Source organism: Brevundimonas sp. R86498 (genome assembly GCF_044598075.1).
Taxonomy (GTDB): domain Bacteria; phylum Pseudomonadota; class Alphaproteobacteria; order Caulobacterales; family Caulobacteraceae; genus Brevundimonas.
The window spans coordinates 1,745,766-1,765,079 of the sequence record NZ_CP139004.1 but is presented as its reverse complement, the minus strand read 5'-3'; the positions used below and the strand labels follow the sequence as shown (position 1 = coordinate 1,765,079).

General features: G+C 68.6%; 13 protein-coding genes. 6 read left to right on the top strand and 7 right to left on the bottom strand.

Features of this window, described 5'->3' with window-relative positions; all coding sequences use genetic code 11:
- The first annotated feature begins 189 nt into the window (after positions 1-189).
- Entirely contained in the window at positions 190-819 is a 630-nt protein-coding gene (locus SJY26_RS08570) for an HD domain-containing protein (protein ID WP_396592642.1), read from the top strand.
- On the opposite strand, the gene phnX is transcribed toward SJY26_RS08570, so the two are convergent.
- Positions 758-1,558 (bottom strand): phosphonoacetaldehyde hydrolase, encoded by an 801-nt coding sequence (gene phnX, locus SJY26_RS08565; RefSeq protein WP_396592641.1) that lies wholly within the window; start codon positions 1,556-1,558, stop codon positions 758-760. The genes SJY26_RS08570 and phnX overlap by 62 nt on opposite strands.
- Entirely contained in the window at positions 1,555-2,685 is a 1,131-nt protein-coding gene (locus SJY26_RS08560; protein ID WP_396592640.1) for a TIGR03364 family FAD-dependent oxidoreductase, read from the bottom strand. Before SJY26_RS08560 ends, phnX begins: the two co-directional genes overlap by 4 nt.
- 119 nt (positions 2,686-2,804) lie before the next feature.
- On the opposite strand from SJY26_RS08560, the gene SJY26_RS08555 reads away from it, so the two are divergent.
- Complete coding sequence (locus SJY26_RS08555) at positions 2,805-4,079, top strand: DUF5690 family protein (protein ID WP_396592639.1); 1,275 nt, start codon at positions 2,805-2,807, stop codon at positions 4,077-4,079.
- A gap of 83 nt (positions 4,080-4,162) precedes the next feature.
- Here the strand turns inward: SJY26_RS08555 and SJY26_RS08550 are convergent, their stop codons facing one another.
- Positions 4,163-5,191 (bottom strand): SMP-30/gluconolactonase/LRE family protein, encoded by a 1,029-nt coding sequence (locus SJY26_RS08550; RefSeq protein ID WP_396592638.1) that lies wholly within the window; start codon positions 5,189-5,191, stop codon positions 4,163-4,165.
- Complete coding sequence (gene bglX, locus SJY26_RS08545) at positions 5,188-7,548, bottom strand: beta-glucosidase BglX (RefSeq protein WP_396592637.1); 2,361 nt, start codon at positions 7,546-7,548, stop codon at positions 5,188-5,190. The genes SJY26_RS08550 and bglX overlap by 4 nt, the downstream gene beginning before the upstream one ends.
- A 116-nt stretch (positions 7,549-7,664) precedes the next feature.
- On the opposite strand from bglX, the gene SJY26_RS08540 reads away from it, so the two are divergent.
- Positions 7,665-8,990, top strand: coding sequence for an MFS transporter (locus SJY26_RS08540; protein ID WP_396592636.1), 1,326 nt, complete (start codon positions 7,665-7,667; stop codon positions 8,988-8,990).
- On the opposite strand, the gene SJY26_RS08535 is transcribed toward SJY26_RS08540, so the two are convergent.
- A complete protein-coding gene (locus SJY26_RS08535; protein ID WP_396592635.1) occupies positions 8,950-10,734 on the bottom strand; it encodes a PAS domain-containing methyl-accepting chemotaxis protein in 1,785 nt (594 codons plus the stop codon). The genes SJY26_RS08540 and SJY26_RS08535 overlap by 41 nt on opposite strands.
- Positions 10,735-11,106: 372 nt before the next feature.
- Here SJY26_RS08535 and SJY26_RS08530 point away from each other — a divergent pair, with 372 nt between their 5' ends.
- Positions 11,107-12,480, top strand: coding sequence for a DUF6880 family protein (locus tag SJY26_RS08530; RefSeq protein ID WP_396592634.1), 1,374 nt, complete (start codon positions 11,107-11,109; stop codon positions 12,478-12,480).
- A 21-nt stretch (positions 12,481-12,501) separates the two neighbouring features.
- Here SJY26_RS08530 and SJY26_RS08525 read toward each other — a convergent pair whose 3' ends face one another.
- Both SJY26_RS08525 and SJY26_RS08520 read right to left on the bottom strand, forming a co-directional pair.
- Positions 12,502-12,801: a hypothetical protein gene (locus SJY26_RS08525; RefSeq protein WP_396592633.1), complete on the bottom strand. Its 300-nt coding sequence runs from the start codon at positions 12,799-12,801 to the stop codon at positions 12,502-12,504.
- 98 nt (positions 12,802-12,899) lie between these two features.
- Positions 12,900-14,879, bottom strand: a complete 1,980-nt coding sequence (locus tag SJY26_RS08520) for an NPCBM/NEW2 domain-containing protein (protein ID WP_396592632.1) — start codon at positions 14,877-14,879, stop codon at positions 12,900-12,902.
- A 136-nt stretch (positions 14,880-15,015) separates the two neighbouring features.
- On the opposite strand from SJY26_RS08520, the gene SJY26_RS08515 reads away from it, so the two are divergent.
- Positions 15,016-16,611 (top strand): alpha-N-arabinofuranosidase, encoded by a 1,596-nt coding sequence (locus tag SJY26_RS08515; protein ID WP_396592631.1) that lies wholly within the window; start codon positions 15,016-15,018, stop codon positions 16,609-16,611.
- Positions 16,612-16,613: 2 nt separating this feature from the next.
- Positions 16,614-19,310 carry a glycoside hydrolase family 3 C-terminal domain-containing protein gene (locus tag SJY26_RS08510; RefSeq protein ID WP_396592630.1) on the top strand — a complete coding sequence of 899 codons (2,697 nt, stop codon included), beginning with the start codon at positions 16,614-16,616 and terminating at the stop codon, positions 19,308-19,310.
- Positions 19,311-19,314: the final 4 nt, after the last annotated feature.

Here is a 19,314-nt window from a genome sequence, read left to right as displayed (position 1 = left end):
GGTCGTTTCTGTGGGTGTCGATATGGTCTATACCATTAAAGGGTCGGGACCCTCACCTGGTTGCCCGGGCCCCACTCTCTGCGGCCCTCAACTGCACCACTTGGGCCATGTAGCTCCGAGTTCCGTTGGGCACCGTCTGTCACACAGGCTTGGCTGGACGCTCTTGGGATTTCGTGTTTGGACTAGACCATGACCCGCGCCATGTCCCCCGAACCATTTGTGGCTTCGATCCTGCAGCTGCTCGAGCGGTCGGGCGGCGACCACTATGGCGAGGCGGTGACGCAACTGGATCACGCCCTGCAGACCGCCCACCACGCGCGGGACGCCAACGAGCCGGACAGCCTGGTGGCCGCCGCCCTGCTGCACGACATCGGCCACCTGCTGCAGAAGCAGGGACAGGATGCGGCGGACCGGGGCGTGGACGCCCTGCACGAGCGGATCGGCGCGGCCTGGCTGGCGCAGGGCTTCGGTCCGGACGTCACCGAACCGGTGCGGCTTCATGTCGAGGCCAAACGCTATCTGGCAACCCGCGAGCCCGGCTATGCCGACGCCCTCAGCCCGGCCTCACGCCAGAGCCTCGCCTTACAGGGGGGGGCAATGTCGGCGGTGGAGGCCGAAGCGTTCGAAGTCCACCCCCCATTTCGAGCCGGCCGTCCGGCTGCGGCGCTACGACGAACTGGGCAAGGTCGAGGGCATCACCCTCGCGCCCCTGGATTCCTATCGCGATCTTCTGCTGGGACTGGTCGCGCGCCCCTGATCAGCCACGCCGGGCCGCCTCGGCCTCGAGGGCGGGGATCAGATCGGCGACGGTGTCGATGACCAGATCGGCCCCCGCCGCCCGCAGGCGATCGCCGGCGTCGGCCAGCAGGGTCCGGCGAGCCTCGCTGTCCAGATCGGCCAAGGCGTCGGCCTTCAGCCCGATCATATTGCCGGACGCGGCGACCCCCACGGTGAAACAGCCCGCATTGCGCCCCTCGGTCATGCCGACCTCGGCGTCGTCGACCTTGACCACCCGCGACAGCGGCCAGACGTCCAGATCCAGACAGGCCTTGTAGATCATCTGGGGCGATGGCCGGCCCTGCGGCGTTTCGTGGGCGCAGACCACGCCGTCCGGCGCATAGCCCTGGGCCGCCGCCCGGGGCAGAACCGACTGCATCATCTCGCGGGTATAGCCGGTACACGATCCGATCTTCAGCCCATCCCGGCGCAGGTGACGGACGGTCTGGGCCGCGCCGGGGATCAGGTCGGCGGTCTCTTCCGCCAGCCGGATCATCGGCGCCTGCAGCGCTGCCATCACCTGTTCGACCGCCGCCGGGTCCGGAGCGGATCCGGTGGTCGAGCGCCAGTCTGCGGCGATGCGGGGCTGGTCGAACATCGCCCGGACATGGTCGGCCTTGGCCCGGCCCATATCGCGTCGGGCCTCGGCCTCACCGACCGTCACGCCGTGGGCGGCGAAGGCCTCGACCAGGGCCAGCACCGGGGCCCGGCTGCCGAAATCGATCATGGTCCCGGCCCAGTCGAACACGACCATGTCGAACGCTTTGCGGATCTGGGTCATGGTGTCGTCTCCTCAAATAGATCGGCGATCACTTCCTCGGCGAAAGCGAAGGCGGTGGAGGCACCGTTGCCGGCGGTGATCAGGGCCAGACGCACGCGCGGATCCGGCGCGGCAATCAAACTGCCCTCCTGCCCTCGCGCATAGGTGCCGATCCAGCGGTCCTGGACCGGCGGGGCCTCCCGGCCGGTGGCGGCGCGCCACTCGTCCAAAATCAGCCGCTCCACCGCCTCGCTGGCGAAGGGGTCCGGGGTGGCGGCGTCATGGTGGCTGTCGCCCACCACCAGGGCTCCGTCAGCGTCCTGCACCGCGATCAGATGGACCCCGTTGGCCAGGGCTGTACCCTGCTCGTCTTCCAACCGGGCCTTCAGGGCGGCGGCCTGCGGGAGGTCGGCATAGCCTTCGTAGCGGACCAGACCGAGATCCGACATCACCGGAGACGGCAGCGCGAAGCCCGGCGACGCCAGCCGCATCATCTGCAGCTTGCTGCGCATCAAACCCGCGTCGATCAGATGCTCGGGATACAGGCTGGCGAAATCGTCGCCCGGACAGACGACCACCGATCCGGCCTCAACCACGCCGCGCGCAGTCTGGATGCGCGGTGGCTCGATCGAATGGACCGCCGTCTGGCGCAGGAAGACCACGCCGAAGCGCGCACCCAACCAGGCGGCGAGGCGAGGAATGGCGGTGCGGGAATCCACCCGCAGCTCATGCGGGCTCCACAGCGCCCCGACCGTCTGAGGGCCGGTGAGCTCGGGCGCGCGGGCAAGCGCCTCGTCGCGCGACAACAGCCGGCAACCCTCGCCCATCTCCGTCATCATGAAAGCATCCAGCACGGCCAGGGCCTCGGGGCGGCGCACGGGCAGCCACAGCCCTTGTTGCAGGACCGCGATGTCCGCCTCGGCCGCGACCTCGGCCCAGACGTCGCGGCTGCGGCGCGCCCGGTTCCAGATCTGTCCGCGCGGCTGGCCGGTGACGGTCACGAAGCCGAAGTTGCGGATCGAGGCGCCGTTGGCCTGGGCATCGCGGTCGATCACGACCACAGACAGGCCCCGACGCGCGGCCGCCAGGGCAGTGGCCAGACCGACGATCCCGGCCCCCACCACGGCGACGTCATAGGACGCCGTCACGTTGTGACCCGTTCGATGGGCATGGCGTCGCCCGTCGCTGATTGCATACCGGTTTCTCGTCATCCAGCCGTCGTACGTCTGGTCTAGACCACGGAGACGTAACAGGGGCAAGACACGTGATGGAACGGCTGCGGTTCTGGCTGGCGCGCGCCAACCCGGTAGTGTTCGTGCTTTTCGCGGGACTGGCCGGGTTCTGTGCCTATTTTTCCATGTACGCCTTCCGCAAACCCTTCACGGCCGCGACCTTCGACGTCGTCCCCGGCTGGGATTTCGTTCTCGACTACAAGGTCGCCCTGGTAGTTGCCCAGGTCGCCGGCTACGCCCTGTCCAAGCTGATCGGGGTCAAGGTGATCGCGGAGATGCGGCCCGAGCGACGCGCGGCCGCCATCGTGGTGCTGATCGGCCTGTCATGGCTGGCTCTGGTGTTCTTTGCCGTCGTGCCGGCACCTTGGAATGTCGCGGCCCTGTTCCTGAACGGCCTGCCGCTGGGCCTGATCTGGGGTCTGGTGTTCGGCTTCATGGAGGGACGGCGCACCAGCGAGGTGTTGGGGGCCATCCTGTGCGCCAGCTTCATCCTGTCGTCCGGCGTGGTCAAATCCATCGGCAAGGCGCTGATGGATGTCGCCCACATCAGCCCGTTCTGGATGCCGGCGGCGACCGGGGTCGTCTTCATGCCCCTGCTGGCGCTGTCGGTTCTGGCCCTGGCCGCCCTGCCCCCGCCGAGCGCCGCCGACGAGGCCGAGCGCGTGGCCCGCCGGCCCATGATGGCCCGGGAGCGAACCGCCTTCCTGGCCGCCCACTGGCCGGTTCTGGTCCTGCTGGTCGCCGCCTATGTGATGCTGACGGCCTTCCGCGACCTGAGGGACAACTTCGCCGCCGAGATCTGGCGCGCCCTCGGCTACGGCGACGCCGCCTCGGTCTTTACCGCCAGCGAGGGCCCGGTCGCGGCGTTGTCTCTGGTCTCCATGGGCGTACTGATCGCGGTCAGGAACAACGGCCGGGCCCTGCTGCTCATGCACGGGGTGATTCTGGCGGGGTTTGTCCTGCTGGGAGCCTCGACCCTGGCGTTCCAGCACCAGCTCCTGTCCCCGATCGCCTGGATGATCGCCAGCGGCGCGGGCCTCTATCTCGCCTACACCCCCTTCAACGCGATGCTGTTCGACCGCATGATCGCCTGGTCGGGCACGGTCGCGACCGCCGGTTTCCTGATCTATGTTGCCGACGCCTCCGGTTATGTCGGCAGTGTCATCCTGTTGCTGGTGCGCAATTTCGCCGCCGTCGACCTGCCCTGGCTGCCCTTCTTCGTCGGCGCGGCCTATGCCACCAGTCTCGCCGGCATCATGCTGGTCACAGCCGCCGCGGTACTGTTCTTGCGTCGGCAACCGACCGGCTGAGCGGGCTGTGACATCGGCAGGTCACTATGCAGACCATTGGCGAACGGAGCGAGGATGGCGGCGGGGCCCGCGGTGAGCGGGGCTCAGCCGCGTGTTCGCGTTCGCAGCCTCGCAAGAAAGGGCCCGGACGTGATGAACAGGGTTCGTCCGTCCTCACCCAACTTGCAGTTGGCAGCCGCCGTTCCCGTATCGATGCGACCCAGCGCCCGGCCTTCGGGCGTCAGCACGTGAACGCCGCCCGGTCCGGTCGCAAACAGGTGACCCTCGACATCGACAGCCAGACCGTCCGGCAGGCCGGGCCCGGAGGCCCCTACCTTGGCGGTGAAGTCGTGGAGCACCCGACCACTCGAGGCCTCGCCCGCACGCCCCAGATCATAGGCCATGATCACGGCACGCTGCGGATCGGATACCGCCACGTACAAGGTGCGCTGGTCGGGCGACAGGGCCACGCCATTGGGGAAGGTCAGGTCATCGACCAGCAGGGACACGGTGCCGTCGGGGTCCAGTCGATAGACGCCGTTGTGCGGCTGTTCCTTCAGCGGCAACTCGTTCATGTCCTTCAGGCCGTAGGGCGGGTCGGTGAAGAAGATCGCGCCGCTGCGGGCCTGGACCAGGTCGTTGGGCGAGTTGAACCGCTTGCCGTCGTAGCGGGTCGCCAGCAGGGTCTTGGCGCGCGTGGCCAGATCGACCCGCGCGATGGCGCGGTTGCCATGGTCGGCCATCAGGATCGATCCGGGCGGACCGGCGATCAGACCGTTCGAGCCAGGCTCCCGGAAGGCCGACCCGTCCGGGCCATCGTACCCCGAAGGCGAGAGGAAGACGGAGGCACCGTCGGCCTCGGACCAGCGATGGATCCGGTTCTGGGGCACATCGCTGAACAGCAGATAGGCCCCGTCGGCGATCCACACCGGTCCCTCGGACCAGGTGAAGCCCTCGGCCAGCTTCTCGATCCGGGCGTCGGGTGCGATCAGGCGGTCAAGAGCGGGGTCGTCTCGGATGATGTGGCCGACCGTGGGAAAGGCGGTTGCAGGTTCCGTCATGGCAACGCTCTGGCAGGCAGTGGCGGACAGGGCGGCGGCCCCGGTGATGACGGTGCGGCGCGACAGGCTCAAGACACAGGCTCCTCGGAAGACGACGTGGGGATGGCGGCAGCGGGGATGGCGCTGACGCCGTCCGATGTGACGGTAAAGGCGGTCCGTGCCCGGATATCGGCCGATGAAGCCCCGACCATGACCTGGATTTCACCCGACGTGATGCGCCAGCCGTCCTCGCTCCACAAGGCGACCTGGGCGGGAGTGAGGATAAAGCGTATCCGCTTCGCCTCACCCGGCGCGAAGGCGACCCGGCGAAAGCCGCGCAGTTCCTGCACCGGTCGGGCGATGGCGGCGACTGGATCGCGGACATAGAGCTGGACCACCTCATCGGCCGCGACACTGGAAGTGTTGCGGACGGTCACGCTGATCTCGACGCGGCCATCAGGCGCGACCTCGGTCTGGCTCAGCCGCAGGTCGGAATAGTCGAACCGGCCGTAGCTGAGGCCGTGCCCGAAGGCGAACAGGGGCGTGATCGGCTGATCGCGATAGCGGGCGGTGTCGCGCGCCAGATCCTCGGAGGCCGGTCGCCCGGTCGGGAGGTGGGCGTAGGTCAGGGGCGCGGCCCCGCTGGCGCGCGGGAAGCCGGTCGGCAGGCGACCGCCGGGTGAGGCACGGCCTGTCAGGATGTCGGCGATGGCCGGGCCGGATTCGACGCCCAGAAACCAGGTCTCGAGAATCGCCGGTGCCCGCCGGGCCAGTTCAGGAATGGCCAGCGGTCGGCCGTTCATGAGAATCACGACCACCGGCTTGCCCGTGTCGAGCACGGCGGCGGCAAGGGCGTCCTGGGCGGCGCTGAGGCCGATGTCGGTATAGCTGCGCGCCTCGCCCGAACGGTCGAAATGCTCGCCCACCACTAGCAGCACAAGGTCGGCCGCATTCGCGGTCGCGACGGCCTCGGCCAGTGCCTCCGCATCGGAGACCTCGCGCACGCCCTGGGCCCCTTCGCCCGCGGCGGTGACGGCGATCGTCGGGGCCGCCTCGGGACGGTAGCCCTGGGCATAGGTGAAGGTGGCCTGCGGCAGGGCCTCGCGCAGGGCGGGGATGAGCGGTCGCACATCCTCGACCTTGCCCTGGGCGCGCCAGCTGCCGAGCGAGGAGTTGGCGTCCTCGGCCAGGGCCCCGATGATGGCAATGCGTCGGGCAGTGGTGGCGAGCGGCAGCAGGTCGCCCTCGTTCTTCAGCAGGACGATGGATCGGCGGGCGGCCTCGCGGGCGAGTGCGCGGTGCTCGGGCGTCAGCATGGCCGCAGCCTCGCGGGCGGGATCGGCGCGGGCATAAGGAGCGGCGAACAGGCCGAGGCGCTCCTTGGCAGTGAGGACCGCGATGACCGCCTGATCCAGGAGCGGTAGCAGGGTCGGGTCGGCCTCGACCGCGCCCTTCAGGTGCGCCGAATAAAGATTGCCCGCCATGTCCATGTCGACACCGCCCCGCAGGGCCAGAGCTCCGGCCTCTTGCGGCGTCGCGGCCACCCCATGATTGAGCAGTTCGGGGATAGCGTTCCAGTCGCTGACGATCAGGCCCTGATAGCCCCACTGCTCGCGCAGCAGGCCCCGGACCAGCGCCGGATGGGCCGTCAGGGGCACGCCGCCAATGTCGTTGAAGGCGGTCATCATCGATCCCGCCCCTGCACTGGCGGCCGCATAAAAGGGTGGCAGATAGACCTCGTGCAGGGTGCGGTCGGAGATGTCGGCGCTGTCGTAGTCGCGCCCGCCCTCGGCCGCGCCATAGCCGACGAAATGCTTGGCGGTGGCGAGGATGGAGCCGGGGTCAGCCAGCGAGGTGCCTTGGTAGCCGCGCACCTGGGCCGTCGCCAGGATCGAGCCCAGATAGGGGTCCTCGCCCGGCCCCTCGACCACCCGACCCCAGCGGGGATCGCGGGCGATGTCGACCATGGGCGAGAAGGTCCAGTTCAGCCCGGCGGCCGTAGCCTCGACCGCAGCCACCCGCGCCGTCTGCTCCATCAGCCCCGGGTCCCAGCTTGCGGCCAGGGCGAGCGGCACGGGGAACAGGGTCCGGTACCCGTGCACCACATCCATGCCGAACAGGAGGGGGATGCCGAGCCGCGACTCTTCGACGGCGATGCGTTGCAACTCGCGGATCTGGGCCGCGCCGGCAACGTGCAGGAAGGAGCCGATCTCGCCGCGACGCACCCGCTCAAGGGCCGCTGCGTCCAGCCGTGAGTTCAGGGCGCGCTGGCGGCCGCCGGGGATCTGGTTCAGCTGACCGATCTTTTCGTCCAGGGTCATGCGCTCCAGCAGAGCGCGGACGCGCGGGGATGGGGCATCGACCGCCTGGGCGGTGACGCCCCCGCCGATGGACACGGCAAGGCCGATCAGGCCGGTGGCCAGAGCAAGACGGAGCCGTTTCAGCAGCATGGCAAAATCTCTGACAGCGTTGTCAACGCGGGTGGATTACCCCTAAGCCAGGGCGGGGCCGTCGCAAAGCCGGGATCGCCGGCAAGCCCATCAACAATGGGACTGGGGGAAAGCAAATGACCGAGGATGTGGGGCCGGCAACGCTGAGGCGGATCACGGCGCGGCTGATGCCGCTGTTCTGCCTGATGTATCTGATCGCCTATATCGACCGGCAGAACGTGTCCTACGCCAAGCTGCAGATGGCCGATGCGCTGGGGATGAGCGAGGCGGTCTACGGCCTGGGGGCCGGGCTGTTCTTCATCGGCTATTTCCTGTTCGAGGCCCCCGCCAATCTGGTGCTGGCCAAGGTCGGTGCCCGGGTCTGGTTCACGCGCATCATGGCCACCTGGGGCCTGATCACCATCGGGCTGGGATTCACCGACAGCCCGGCCATGTTCTACATCCTCCGCTTCCTGCTGGGGGCGGCCGAGGCCGGGTTCTTTCCCGGCGTCCTCTATGTGCTGACCCTGTGGTACCCCCAGAGCCATCGGGGGCGGATGATCGGGGCCTTCATGATCGCCAGTGCCGTGGCCAATGCGGTCGGAGCCCTGATCGGCGGGGCCCTGCTCGATCTCGACGGCCTGTTGGGGCTCGCGGGCTGGCAGTGGGTCTTCATCGCCACCGGAATCCCCGCCGTGGCGCTGGCCCCTTATGTCCTGTTGCGGCTGCCCAACGGGCCGGATCAGGCACCCTGGTTGACGGCGGGGCAGAAGGCGTGGATCGCCGGAACCCTGCAGGCGGAGGCGGACGCCAGCCCCGAGCCCGGCCACGCCTCGGCCTGGCGCGCCATGCTGGATCGCCGGGTGCTGCTGCTGGCCCTGATGTATGTGGGATTTCCGCTGGCCGCCTATGGCCTCAGCTACTGGCTCCCCACCGTGGTCCAGGGTTTCGGCGTGTCGAACACCGTCAACGGCCTGCTGAACGTCATTCCGTGGATTCTGGTGGGTCTGGCGCTGTGGTGGCTGCCGCGCCACGCGGCCCGCGTCGGGGCTAGCGCCTGGCATATCGCCGGGCCGGCCCTGGTTGGAGCCGCCTGTCTGGTCCTGAGCGTGCTTGTGCCCGGACCGGTCGCTCAATTCACCCTGCTGTGCATCGCCGCCCCGGCCATCTTCGCCGCCCAGCCGGTGTTCTGGAGCCTGCCGCCGATGTTCCTGCGCGGCGCGGGTGCCGCCGCCGGCATCGCCGCCATCAACTCGATCGGCAATCTCGGCGGTTTCGTCGCCCAGTCCGTCGTGCCCGCGATCAAACAGGCCACCGGCAGCGATATCCTGCCGATGCTGTTTCCGGCCCTGTGTCTGAACATCGCGGCCGGGTTGGTGCTGCTGGTGTTGAACGGCAGGAACGGGATTGCGCTGCCCGCGCTCAGAACGCTTCCCAGTCCGCGACCGGCGCGCCGCCGCTGACGGCCCTCTGAAGACGAGCACGGTCTACGGCAACCGGGTTGGCGGCCGGAGTGTGCCGTCCGGGGCGGACAAGCTCCAGTCGCCGTGACCGGGTCCCGCCAGCGCTGGTCTGGAACCGGCCGACCAGTGACGTCAACTCGATCGCCTCATTGCTAAGGCTGTTGGCTGCGGCTGTCGCCTCCTCGACCATGGCGGCGTTCTGCTGGGTCACCTGGTCCATCTGATTGATGGCAGTATTGACCTCTGACACGGCCGTGGATTGCTCATTGGCAGAGACCGCAATCTCGGAGATGAGGGAATCGATCTCGGAGACCATGGCGACAATGCCGACCAGCGCCTCGCCCGTCTCGCCTACGAGTTTCACGCCCTTGCTGACCTGTGCGGTTGAGGAGGAGATCAGACCCTTGATCTCCTTGGCCGCTTCGGCCGAGCGCTGGGCGAGAGCCCGGACCTCGGAGGCGACGACCGCGAAGCCCCGGCCGGCCTCACCGGCGCGAGCGGCCTCGACTCCGGCGTTCAGGGCCAGAAGGTTGGTCTGGAAAGCGATCTCGTCGATGACGCCGATGATCTGGGTGATCTCCCGCGAGCTCGCCTCGATCTCGCCCATGGCGGCCACGGCCTCCTGGACGACGGCACCGGAGCGGGTCGCCCCGGTCCGGGCATTGGAGGCCGCCGTTGAGGCCAGGCTGGCCCCCTCGGCGCTGCGTTTCACGGTCGCGGTGATCTCGTCGAGGGCGGCGGCGGTCTGCTCAAGGCTGGCGGCCTGCTGCTCGGTCCGCCGCGACAGGTCGTCGGAGGCCTGGGCGATCTCGGTCGCGCCGGTGCCGACGCTGGTCGTCGTGGCGGCGACCGCAGTCATGGTTTCGTCCAGGGTCGACATGGCGGCGTTGAAGTCTGTGCGCACCTTCTCGAAGGCCGCCTCGACCGGGCGCTCGATCCGGTATTGAAGATTGTTGCCCGCAAGCTCGGACAGTCCGGTGGCGATTTCCCCCACAGCCTTGACGCGACCGGTAACGTCGGTGGCGAATTTCACCACCTTGGTGACCTTGCCGTCGGAGTCGAAGATCGGATTGTAGGAGGCCTGGATCCAGACCTCCTCACCAGACTTCGAGATCCGCCTGAACTCTGCGGCGACATACTCCCCGCTGTTCAGCTTTCGCCAGAACTCGGCGTATTCGGCCGAACCGGCTTCGCCGGGTTCGACGAACATCCTGTGATGACGCCCGCGGACCTCGTCGAGCGTGTAGCCGAGCGCACCGAGGAAGTTCTCGTTCGCGGTCAAAATCTCGCCGGCGGGCGTGAACTCGATTACGGCCTGGGCACGGGAAACGGCGGCCATCTTGCCTTCGAAATCGACGTTCCGCGCCTGGGTCGCTGTGATGTCCGAGGCTACCTTGACGACCTTGAGCACCTTGCCACTGGCATTCTGGACGGGATTGTAGGAGGCCTCGATCCAGACCTCCCGTCCCCCCTTGCCGATGCGGCGGTACTGGCGCTGATCGAACTCGCCCCGGCCGAGCTTGGCCCAGAAGGCCGCGTAGTCGGGGCCTCGGACCTCCTGAGGGTCCACGAACAGACTGTGGTGCTGGCCCTGGATCTCCGACAGCGTGTAGCCCATCGTCGTGCAGAAATTCTCGTTCGCAGTCAGAATCTTGCCCTTGGGATCGAACTCGATGATCGCCAGCGATCGACTTAGCGCCGCGAGGACCACGGCTGCATGTCCGCTGTTGATGAATCCAAGCATGATCGATCCCCGGCCATAGGGGATCCAAGTTCCCCCGTTCGTTGGCGGGTCTCTTGACCTCACGATGGATAAGACGTTCCTATGCAGCAGGGCTAATGATCTCCTACCGGCGCTTCGAGATGCGAAGCGTCTGCCCGACGGAATCGCCAGTAATACAAAGGCTTCCACGGCTTCCCCCGGCCTTGCGACTCCCGCCCGCGCCTTGGAATCGCGGCGTTATGCCACGCGGTTCCGCCGCTCGATCCCCCGCTCCCTGGGGTCGTCCAGGCTGATGTACAGCCCACCGCGTTATCCTCTAGCGGGGGGAGATGCTGAGCCCGCCAAGTGCCGCGCCAGCGGTTGACCTGTCTGGCGGGCTCGCGTTGATGCCCCATGGCCAAACGACCGACACCCGCGCGGAAAACCCTGTCACAGGCCAATCTCGCCGCGCTGGGCGCGGAGCGTCTGTCCGCACTGCTCATGGAAGCGACCGTCGGCGACATGAATCTGAAGCGGAAGCTGAAGCTGGAACTCGCGGCCGAGGTCGGGGCGGTCGAGCTGGCGCTGGAGATCGACAAGCGACTGGCGGCGCTCGCGGCGAGCCGGACGCGCGTGTCGTGGCGCAAGCGCCCGGAGCTGATAGCCGACCTTGATGTGCATCGCCGGGCCATCGTCGACCGGCTGTCGGCGGAGGATCCCGGGGGTGCCCTCGCCTCTTTGGTCGCTTGGCTCGATCTGAAGCCCGGGCTGGACGCACGGGTCAAGGACCCCAAGGGGGAACTTTCGCTGCTGTTTCTCGAGGCTGCCGATGATCTGGCCACAATCGCGTCGGCCGTGGGACCGGACGACGCCGCCCCCGTTCTGGCGGACGCGGTCGAGACCCGCCTGTCGGAGTGGGCGGTCTGGGTTGGCCGCGCAGCTCCGGGCCTGAGCCCTCCCGTCGCCCGTCGTCTGCTGGACCTGCTAACCATTGGACGGGCAAGGCCGGGCGGCCGCCGGGCCCTCGTCGTCCGCAAGCTGGCGGATCGCGCCGGCAATGCCCTGGCCTGGGCCCGCACATGGCCGGATGAGGACCAGACGAGACCGGATGTTGGGGCCGAGATCGCGCGGCGTTTGGCCCTTGCCGGTCTGGCCGGGCCGGCGAGGGCCGCGCTGGACGCGAGCCGCCCGCGCTCCGGGACCGCCCGACGCGGGGATCGAAAGGACGCGGCCGCCGAGCCCTCTCCGCTGTGGGACGCGGCGGAAATCGCCGTGCTGGAGGCCGAGGGCCGGAGCGGCGACGCCCAGACGGCCCGGTGGGCCGTCTTTACCCGGACGCTGGACCCGGCTCCGCTGCGTGATTTCGTCTCCCGGCTGGCGGACTTCGACGATGTCGAGGCGCTCGACCGGGCCCACGCCCTGGCCGCCGGCCACAGCGACGCCACGCGCGGGCTGGCCTTTCTGATGGACTGGCCGGCGCTGCGGGAAGCCGCCGCCATGGTCACGGCGCGGGCGGATGAGTTCCGCGGCACAGGCGATGCGGTCCCGCTCTGGGTGTCGCGACTCGAGGGCCGCTATCCGGCGGCCGCGCTTGTGCTGGTCCGTGCCCGCGCGCGAAGTCTCGCGCCACTGGGCCCGTCACGCGCAGAGGAGGTCCGGGCCCTGTCCGTCGAGGCGGCCGATCTGGCGATCGCGGTCGGGCCCGACCACGGGCTGGAGAGCCATGCGCTCTTCATCGACGGTCTGGAGCGCCTCGCCGGTCGCGGCCCTCGTCGTCACGCAGGCTGAGCGCCCTGACGGCAACCCCCGTCAGGCGTCCGTTCCGCTCATTTCCCGAAACGCGCTTGCGACCTTGGTAGCCAGTTCGTCGTCCTCCAGATCAACAGACACCTCGATCCGGCCGTTCAGCGCTCCGTCGGACCTTGCGGGCTGACCTGGCGAGGCTGAGGGGCGATCCGAGCCGGAGATCGCCTCGCCCACCGAGTTTTGCTCACCTTCGGGGGCGACGAAGATGTCGGATCGCTCGACACCATGTTCCTGAACGAGACGCTCCACGGCCAGTTCGGCGTCGCGGCGCGTGGCAAAGGTCGTCTTGAGGGTCTGGCTCATGGTCGTCTCCGGCGAAGGTTCAGGACGCCTAACGCACGGCCCGGCCCGCCGCTCCGACGGACGCGCCAGTGCCCGGACCGATCAGGCGAAAAACCGTCTCAGAGTCCCGAACCGCCTCGAGCCGAGGTCCCTCCCCCGTTCCGGTCCCAGCGGAGCAGCGCCGCATCGCCCCAGACCACCGGGAGCGGCTCAAGAGCATTGGCATCCGACCGGACGACCAGTTCGATGAGGGCGAAACCCCGGATATCGACCTCCATTGGCTGGGGTGGCGCGCCGAACGGCTGCGGCCCGGAGTGCGCGAGAAGCCTTCCGTCGCCATAGACGAAGAAGGTCACCGACCGCTCGCCCGGGCCGGCGCTGTCGTCGATCCCCACGTTTGCAGCGAAGCGAGCGTAGCCCCGATTGCGGACCTCAATCCGGGAGTTGGCCAGAGTTCCTATGCCGGTGTCGAACCGTGTGCCGGCAATCCGGAGCGGCTCGCCGAAGGGGGACCGATCCGCCTGTGCCCCGCCGAAGCCGCCGTACTGGGGATGCTCTCCAGACCCCCGTGTGCCCTGCCAGCCGATCACACCCCGGTGGATGGCCGGGTCGTGCCGGGGCGTCGTTACGCCGTCCTCGGCCGGGTTCACGTCACCGGGTTGCTCGGAGACATAGAGCCCGCCGGGTAGTGTCCGTGCGCCCGTGGCACGGAACACGAGGGTCTCACGGGGCTCCAGCCGGACGGGCAGTTCGCCGATGAACGTTTGCCGATCTCCGCTCCAGAGATCCGTCAGGGTCACCTCGGCGTCGCCACGGAACTTGAGATGGCCAGCCGAGAGCTGGGCGTCGATCGGGGCCAGCCCACGATTGACGATCACCACGCCCTTCTCGCCGTTGGCCAGGGTCTTGACGAAGATCTGCAGGTCGCCAGACTGATAGGCCGGAACCGCCTGATGTCCGGCCGGATCCTGGTTCAGCGCGACGAGGCCGGGATTGCCGAACAGCGCCAGCTGCTCCGGCGTCGCCTTGCGCAGATCGAAGCCGATGATGAGGGGCGCATTCATGATGGCCCAGAGCGCGAAATGGGATCTCGCCTCGGTCATGTGATCCGCGTCAAAATCGCCCGAGCCCACGAACAGCATGTCGGGGTCGTTCCACGCGCCCGGCCCGGCATACAGGGCCCGCGTCGAGACCGTGTCCAGATTGGTCAGCATCCGCGTCCACTGCGGGGTGATATCGTCGCTGGTGCGCGAGATATTGCCGAGGTTCTTGCCCCAGGCGCGCACATTGGACGAGCCCCACAGACAGACCGAAAACAGATAGTCCCCGTCCGGATTGTGGCGGTGCAGGGCCTCACCCACTTCGGTGTACAACGCCTGCACGGCCGCGATATCGGTCCGCCCCAGCGTGTTCATGTCGATCAGGGGCGCGAATTCGCGGTAGTTGCCACTGCGGACATGGTCCGTCTCTGCCGACAGGCCGCGGATGCCGCAGCCGTCGACCTTGATCAGGTCAAAGCCCCACTCGGCGAAATACAGTTCGATGTCCTGATCAACGTGACCGTACAGCCCCACCTCGCGTTCCGCGATCGTGCCTTCCGGCTGGTTGGCGAGGTTGGGCGTGTAGACCTGGCCACAGGAGTTGCGGCCGATGTCGGAATAAATCCCGGCCCTCAGCCCCATCGCATGCAGCCGGTCCGTCAGGGGCCGAAAGCTGGTGTGGTCCCCGGGGCCGATGGCGGCGGAGGGAAACTTGTCGGTCCGGATCACCATCCGCCCGTCGGGCTGGCGTCGCTTCAGCCACCAGCCGTCATCGATGTTCACATGGCGATAGCCCATCGCCGCCAGGCCGCTGTCGACAAGGATTGTGGCCGAGGCCAGGACCTTCTCCTCGTCGATATCGCTGTAGAAGGCGTTCCAGCTGTTCCAGCCCATCGGCGGCAGCGGTGCCGAGCCCCGGGTGTTCGCACTCCACCGGCCGGTCGGGGCCAGGGGGTCCGTCTGAGCCGGGACCGGACCGGGCCACAACGCCAGCGCGAATGCCAGAACGATCGCGAAGCCCCCGGGCAGCAGCCCGGGCCGGTGTTTCAAACGGTGCATGATCGATCCTCGGTGCAAATCGATATTTGCAGGAGATAGGCAGGCGATCAATTGTCTGACAATCTCTTGTCAAAGGACTGGCCCGGAAAATCCTTTGAGCCGGGTCGATCCGAAAAACGTACGGGGAGTGAAGCGAATGGCACAATCAACGCCCAAATGGCGCAGCGTCTGCGCGGCCGCTGTGATGCTGGCAGCCAGCGCCCTGCCCGCGGCGGCCCAAACTCCCCGGGCGCCGGTCGTGGTCGAGGTCGCCGCGAGCCCGGACGGGCCGACCATCAATCCCAACATCTTCGGCCAGTTTGCGGAGCATCTGGGCACCGGCATCTACGGCGGCGTCTGGGTCGGTCCGGACTCGCCCATTCCCAATGTCCGGGGCATCCGCAGCGATGTCGTCGAGGCCCTGCGCGCGATCAAGGTGCCCAACGTCCGCTGGCCCGGCGGCTGTTTCGCCGACGAATACCACTGGCGCGACGGCGTCGGCCCGGCCTCAGAGCGCCGCCACCGGCTGAACGCCAGCTGGGGCAATGTGATCGAGCCCAACAGCTTCGGCACGCATGAGTTCATGGATTTCGCCGACCAGGTCGGGGCCGAGGTCTTCCTGTCGGTCAATGTCGGCTCGGGCACGGTGCAGGAGGCGGCCGACTGGCTGGAATATCTGACCGCCGACCAGCCGACCGCCCTGGCGCAGGAGCGGGCGGCCAACGGCCACCCCGAACCCTACCGGATCAAATACCTTGGCCTCGGAAACGAGAACTGGGGCTGCGGCGGTGCCATGTCGCCCGAGCACTACGTCGAGAAGATGAAGCAGTTCGCCATCTACTCGCGCAATCTGAACCGGGCGCAGACCGGCGAGAACGCCATGCAGCGCGTCGCCGTGGGCTGGGACAGCGGCAATGAGGACTATACCGAAGCGGTGATGCAGGCCTGGAAGGACAGGGTCTGGAGCTGGAACATCGAGGGCGTATCCCTGCACGGCTACACCATCCCCAACAGCTGGGAGGCCAAGGGCCCCAGCGTCGGCTTCGGCGAGGATGAATACGCCAAGGCCATCCGGGCGACGCTGAAGATGGAGGGCTGGATCACGACCCAGACCGCCATCATGGACCGCTACGATCCCGAGAAAAAGCTGGCCCTGTTCGTGGATGAATGGGGGCTGTGGGCCGATCCGATGCCGGGCAGCAACCCCAGCTTCCTGCAGCAGCAGAACACCATGCGCGACGCCGTGATCGCGGCCCTGAACCTGAACATCTTCATGCGTCACGCCGACCGCGTGCGCGGGACCAACATCGCCCAGATGGCGAATGTCCTGCAGGCCATGATCCTGACCGACGGTCCGCAGATGGTGCTGACGCCGACCTACCATGTCTACGAGATGTACGTGCCCTTCCAGGGCGCGTCGCTGGCCGCCTCAACCTTCGACGCGGGGGCCTATACGTTCGAGGACATCAGCCTGCCGGGGGTGGACGCCGTGGCGGCACGCGACAGCGAGGGCCGGCTCTGGCTGTCGCTGGTGAACGTCGATCCCCGGAGCCCGCGGACCTTCACCACCCGCGTGGCCGGTGCCGGCCCCGGCGCTGTCGGCCGCATCCTCACGGCACCGGCGGTGGACAGCCACAACAGTTTCGACCGGCCCACCGACGTCCAGCCGGCTTCGTTGGCCGTTCGCGTGCTGAACGGCGAGGTCACCGTCGATCTCCCGCCCCTCGCCGTCGCCGTGGTGCAGGTGCGCTGACCATGAGCCGGACAGACGGGAGGCCTTCACGCTGCGGGCGGCGTGGCGGGGTCCCGGCCCTGGCGATGGCCTTCGCCCTGGCCCTGACAGGCGCGCCGGCCCTGGCCCAGGAATGGGCGGGCGGCCCGACCGTGGCCCGGGAGACGCCGCCCTACCGGGACCTGTCGCTGAGCGCCGCTGTGCGCGCCGCCGATCTCGTCTCGCGCCTGACCCTGGAGGAGAAGGCGGCGCAGCTGGTCAATGACGCCACGGCCGTCCCCCGCCTCGGGATCCGCGAGTACAACTGGTGGAACGAGGGCCTGCACGGCGTCGCCGGGGCGGGCGAGGCGACCGTCTTCCCCCAGGCGATCGGCATGGCCGCGACCTGGAACGCCCCCCTGATCGGCCAGGTCGCCGACATCATCTCCACCGAATTTCGCGCCAAGCATGTCGAAAGCCGCCACCGGTTCGGTGGCAGCGACTGGTTCGCGGGCCTGACGGTCTGGTCGCCCAACATCAACATCTTCCGCGACCCACGCTGGGGGCGGGGTCAGGAGACCTATGGCGAGGACCCCCATCTGACGTCCCGGCTTGGGGTCGCCTTCGTGAAGGGGCTCGAGATCGAGGACGGCGGTTACGTCCGGACCATCGCCACGCCCAAACACTATGCGGTCCACAGCGGACCGGAGCCCAGCCGGCATCGGGACAACATCCTGCCGAGCGCGCGCGATCTGCACGAGACCTATCTGCCCGCCTTCCGCGCGACCATCATGGAGGGCGGGGCCGGGTCAATCATGTGCGCCTACAACGCCATCGACGGGGCCCCGGCCTGCGCCAACGCCCCCCTGCTGCGCGATGTGCTGCGCAAGGACTGGGGCTTTCAGGGCTACGTCGTGTCCGACTGCGACGCGGTGGCCAACATCTACCGCGCGCACGAGCACGGCTACACCGCGACCCCGGAAGAGGGCGTGGCGGTGGCCTTTCGCGCCGGGATGGATCTGATCTGCGGGGGGCCGGAAGAGAGCGTCCACATCCTCGGGGCTGTCCGCCAGGGGTTGATGACAGAGGCCGAGCTGGACGTGGCCCTCACCCGCCTGTTCACCGCCCGCATGCGTCTGGGCCAGTTCGATCCGCCCGCCCGGGTCTTCCCGGCCATCACGCCGGCGGACAACGACACGGACGAGAACCGCGCCGTGGCCCTGCGGGTGGCCGAGGAGTTGCTCGTGCTGCTGAAGAACGAGGGCGGGCTGCTGCCCCTGCGCGCGCCGCCCCGCCGCATCGCGGTGATCGGCCCGAACGGCGACAGCGTCGAGCCGCTGGTCGGTAACTACAATGGCACGCCGTCGCATCCCGTGACCCTGGCCGAGGGGCTGCGCCGTCGCTTTGCCGAGGCGCAGGTGACGGTCGTGGCGGGCTCCGGTCTGATCGATCCCGCCCTGGCCCCGGTGCCGGAAGCGGTGCTGTGCGTGGACAGCGCCTGCACGACCCCCGGTCTGACGGCGGCCCGGTTTGCCTCGCCGGCGATGGACGCCGCGCCGCTCTCGGCCGATGTGAGCCCGAATGCCGCCGAACGCTGGCAGGGCGAACAGCGCAGCGGCGCGACACGCTGGACTGGCTTCATCCGGCCCACCGAAACCGGCGAGCACCGCTTCCGCTATGTGGCCAATGGTGGCTACCGGATCTGGATCGACGGGACCTTGGTGGTGGACGCCTGGGACGTCGACTGGCGCCCTGCCATCGCCACCGGAGCGGCCACCCTGGAGGCCGGTCGCACCTATGCGATCCGGGTCGAGGCCTTCCAGCGCCAGGACCAGGGCGACGAGCGCCTGATGTGGAGCACGCCCGCCAACGCCGGCCTGCAGTCGGCCGTGGCGGCCGCGCGCGAGGCTGACATCGTGGTCTTCGCCGCCGGCCTGACCCACGAGGTCGAGGGCGAGGAGATGCGGGTCCAGGTCCCCGGCTTCCTCGGTGGCGACCGCACGAGCCTCGATCTGCCCCCGGCCCAGCAGCGCGTCCTGGAAGCGGTCGCGGCGGTCGGCAAGCCGGTCATTCTGGTCCTGATGAACGGCAGCGCCCTCAGCGTGGCATGGGCGGACCGGACCCTGCCGGCCATCGTCGAGGCCTGGTATCCGGGCGGCCAGGGCGGCGATGCGATCGCCCGCCTGATCGCCGGGGACTTCAGCCCGGCCGGGCGGCTGCCGGTGACGGTCTACCGCTCGGTCGAGGACCTGCCGGCCTTCGGCGACTATGCGATGGACAACCGCACCTACCGCTATTTCCGGGGCGAGGCCTTGTATCCGTTTGGCTATGGCCTGTCCTATTCCAGCTTCTCGTATGGCCGCCCGCGGGTTTCGGCCACGACGGTCCGAGCCGGTCAGCCGGTCACGGTCTCGGTGGATGTCACCAACACCGGGGCCATGGCGGCGGACGAGGTGGTCCAGCTCTATGTCAGCCATCCCGACGTGGACGGAGCCCCCATCCGCGCCCTGGCCGGTTTCGAGCGGATTCATCTGGCGCAGGGCGAGACCCGCAGCGTCCGCTTCACCCTCGACGACCGCGCGCTGAGCCTGGTCGGGACCGACGGCGTCCGCCGCCTCGCGCCCGGCCCGGTCACGGTCTGGGTGGGCGGCGGACAGCCGGGCGGACGCCCGGGACTGACGCCGGCCGCCGGGGCGCAGACCGAGGTCCGGATCCGGGGCGAGGCGGTTCTGCCGAACTAACCGG

Bases quoted from the DNA above. Each gene is read 5' to 3' on its own strand.
- SJY26_RS08570 (WP_396592642.1), top strand. From the start codon at position 190: ATGACCCGCGCCATGTCCCCCGAACCATTTGTGGCTTCGATCCTGCAG.
- phnX (WP_396592641.1), bottom strand. From the start codon at position 1,558: ATGACCCAGATCCGCAAAGCGTTCGACATGGTCGTGTTCGACTGGGCC.
- SJY26_RS08555 (WP_396592639.1), top strand. From the start codon at position 2,805: ATGGAACGGCTGCGGTTCTGGCTGGCGCGCGCCAACCCGGTAGTGTTC.
- bglX (WP_396592637.1), bottom strand. From the start codon at position 7,548: ATGCTGCTGAAACGGCTCCGTCTTGCTCTGGCCACCGGCCTGATCGGC.
- SJY26_RS08540 (WP_396592636.1), top strand. From the start codon at position 7,665: ATGACCGAGGATGTGGGGCCGGCAACGCTGAGGCGGATCACGGCGCGG.
- SJY26_RS08535 (WP_396592635.1), bottom strand. From the start codon at position 10,734: ATGCTTGGATTCATCAACAGCGGACATGCAGCCGTGGTCCTCGCGGCG.
- SJY26_RS08530 (WP_396592634.1), top strand. From the start codon at position 11,107: ATGGCCAAACGACCGACACCCGCGCGGAAAACCCTGTCACAGGCCAAT.
- SJY26_RS08525 (WP_396592633.1), bottom strand. From the start codon at position 12,801: ATGAGCCAGACCCTCAAGACGACCTTTGCCACGCGCCGCGACGCCGAA.
- SJY26_RS08520 (WP_396592632.1), bottom strand. From the start codon at position 14,879: ATGCACCGTTTGAAACACCGGCCCGGGCTGCTGCCCGGGGGCTTCGCG.
- SJY26_RS08515 (WP_396592631.1), top strand. From the start codon at position 15,016: ATGGCACAATCAACGCCCAAATGGCGCAGCGTCTGCGCGGCCGCTGTG.
- SJY26_RS08510 (WP_396592630.1), top strand. From the start codon at position 16,614: ATGAGCCGGACAGACGGGAGGCCTTCACGCTGCGGGCGGCGTGGCGGG.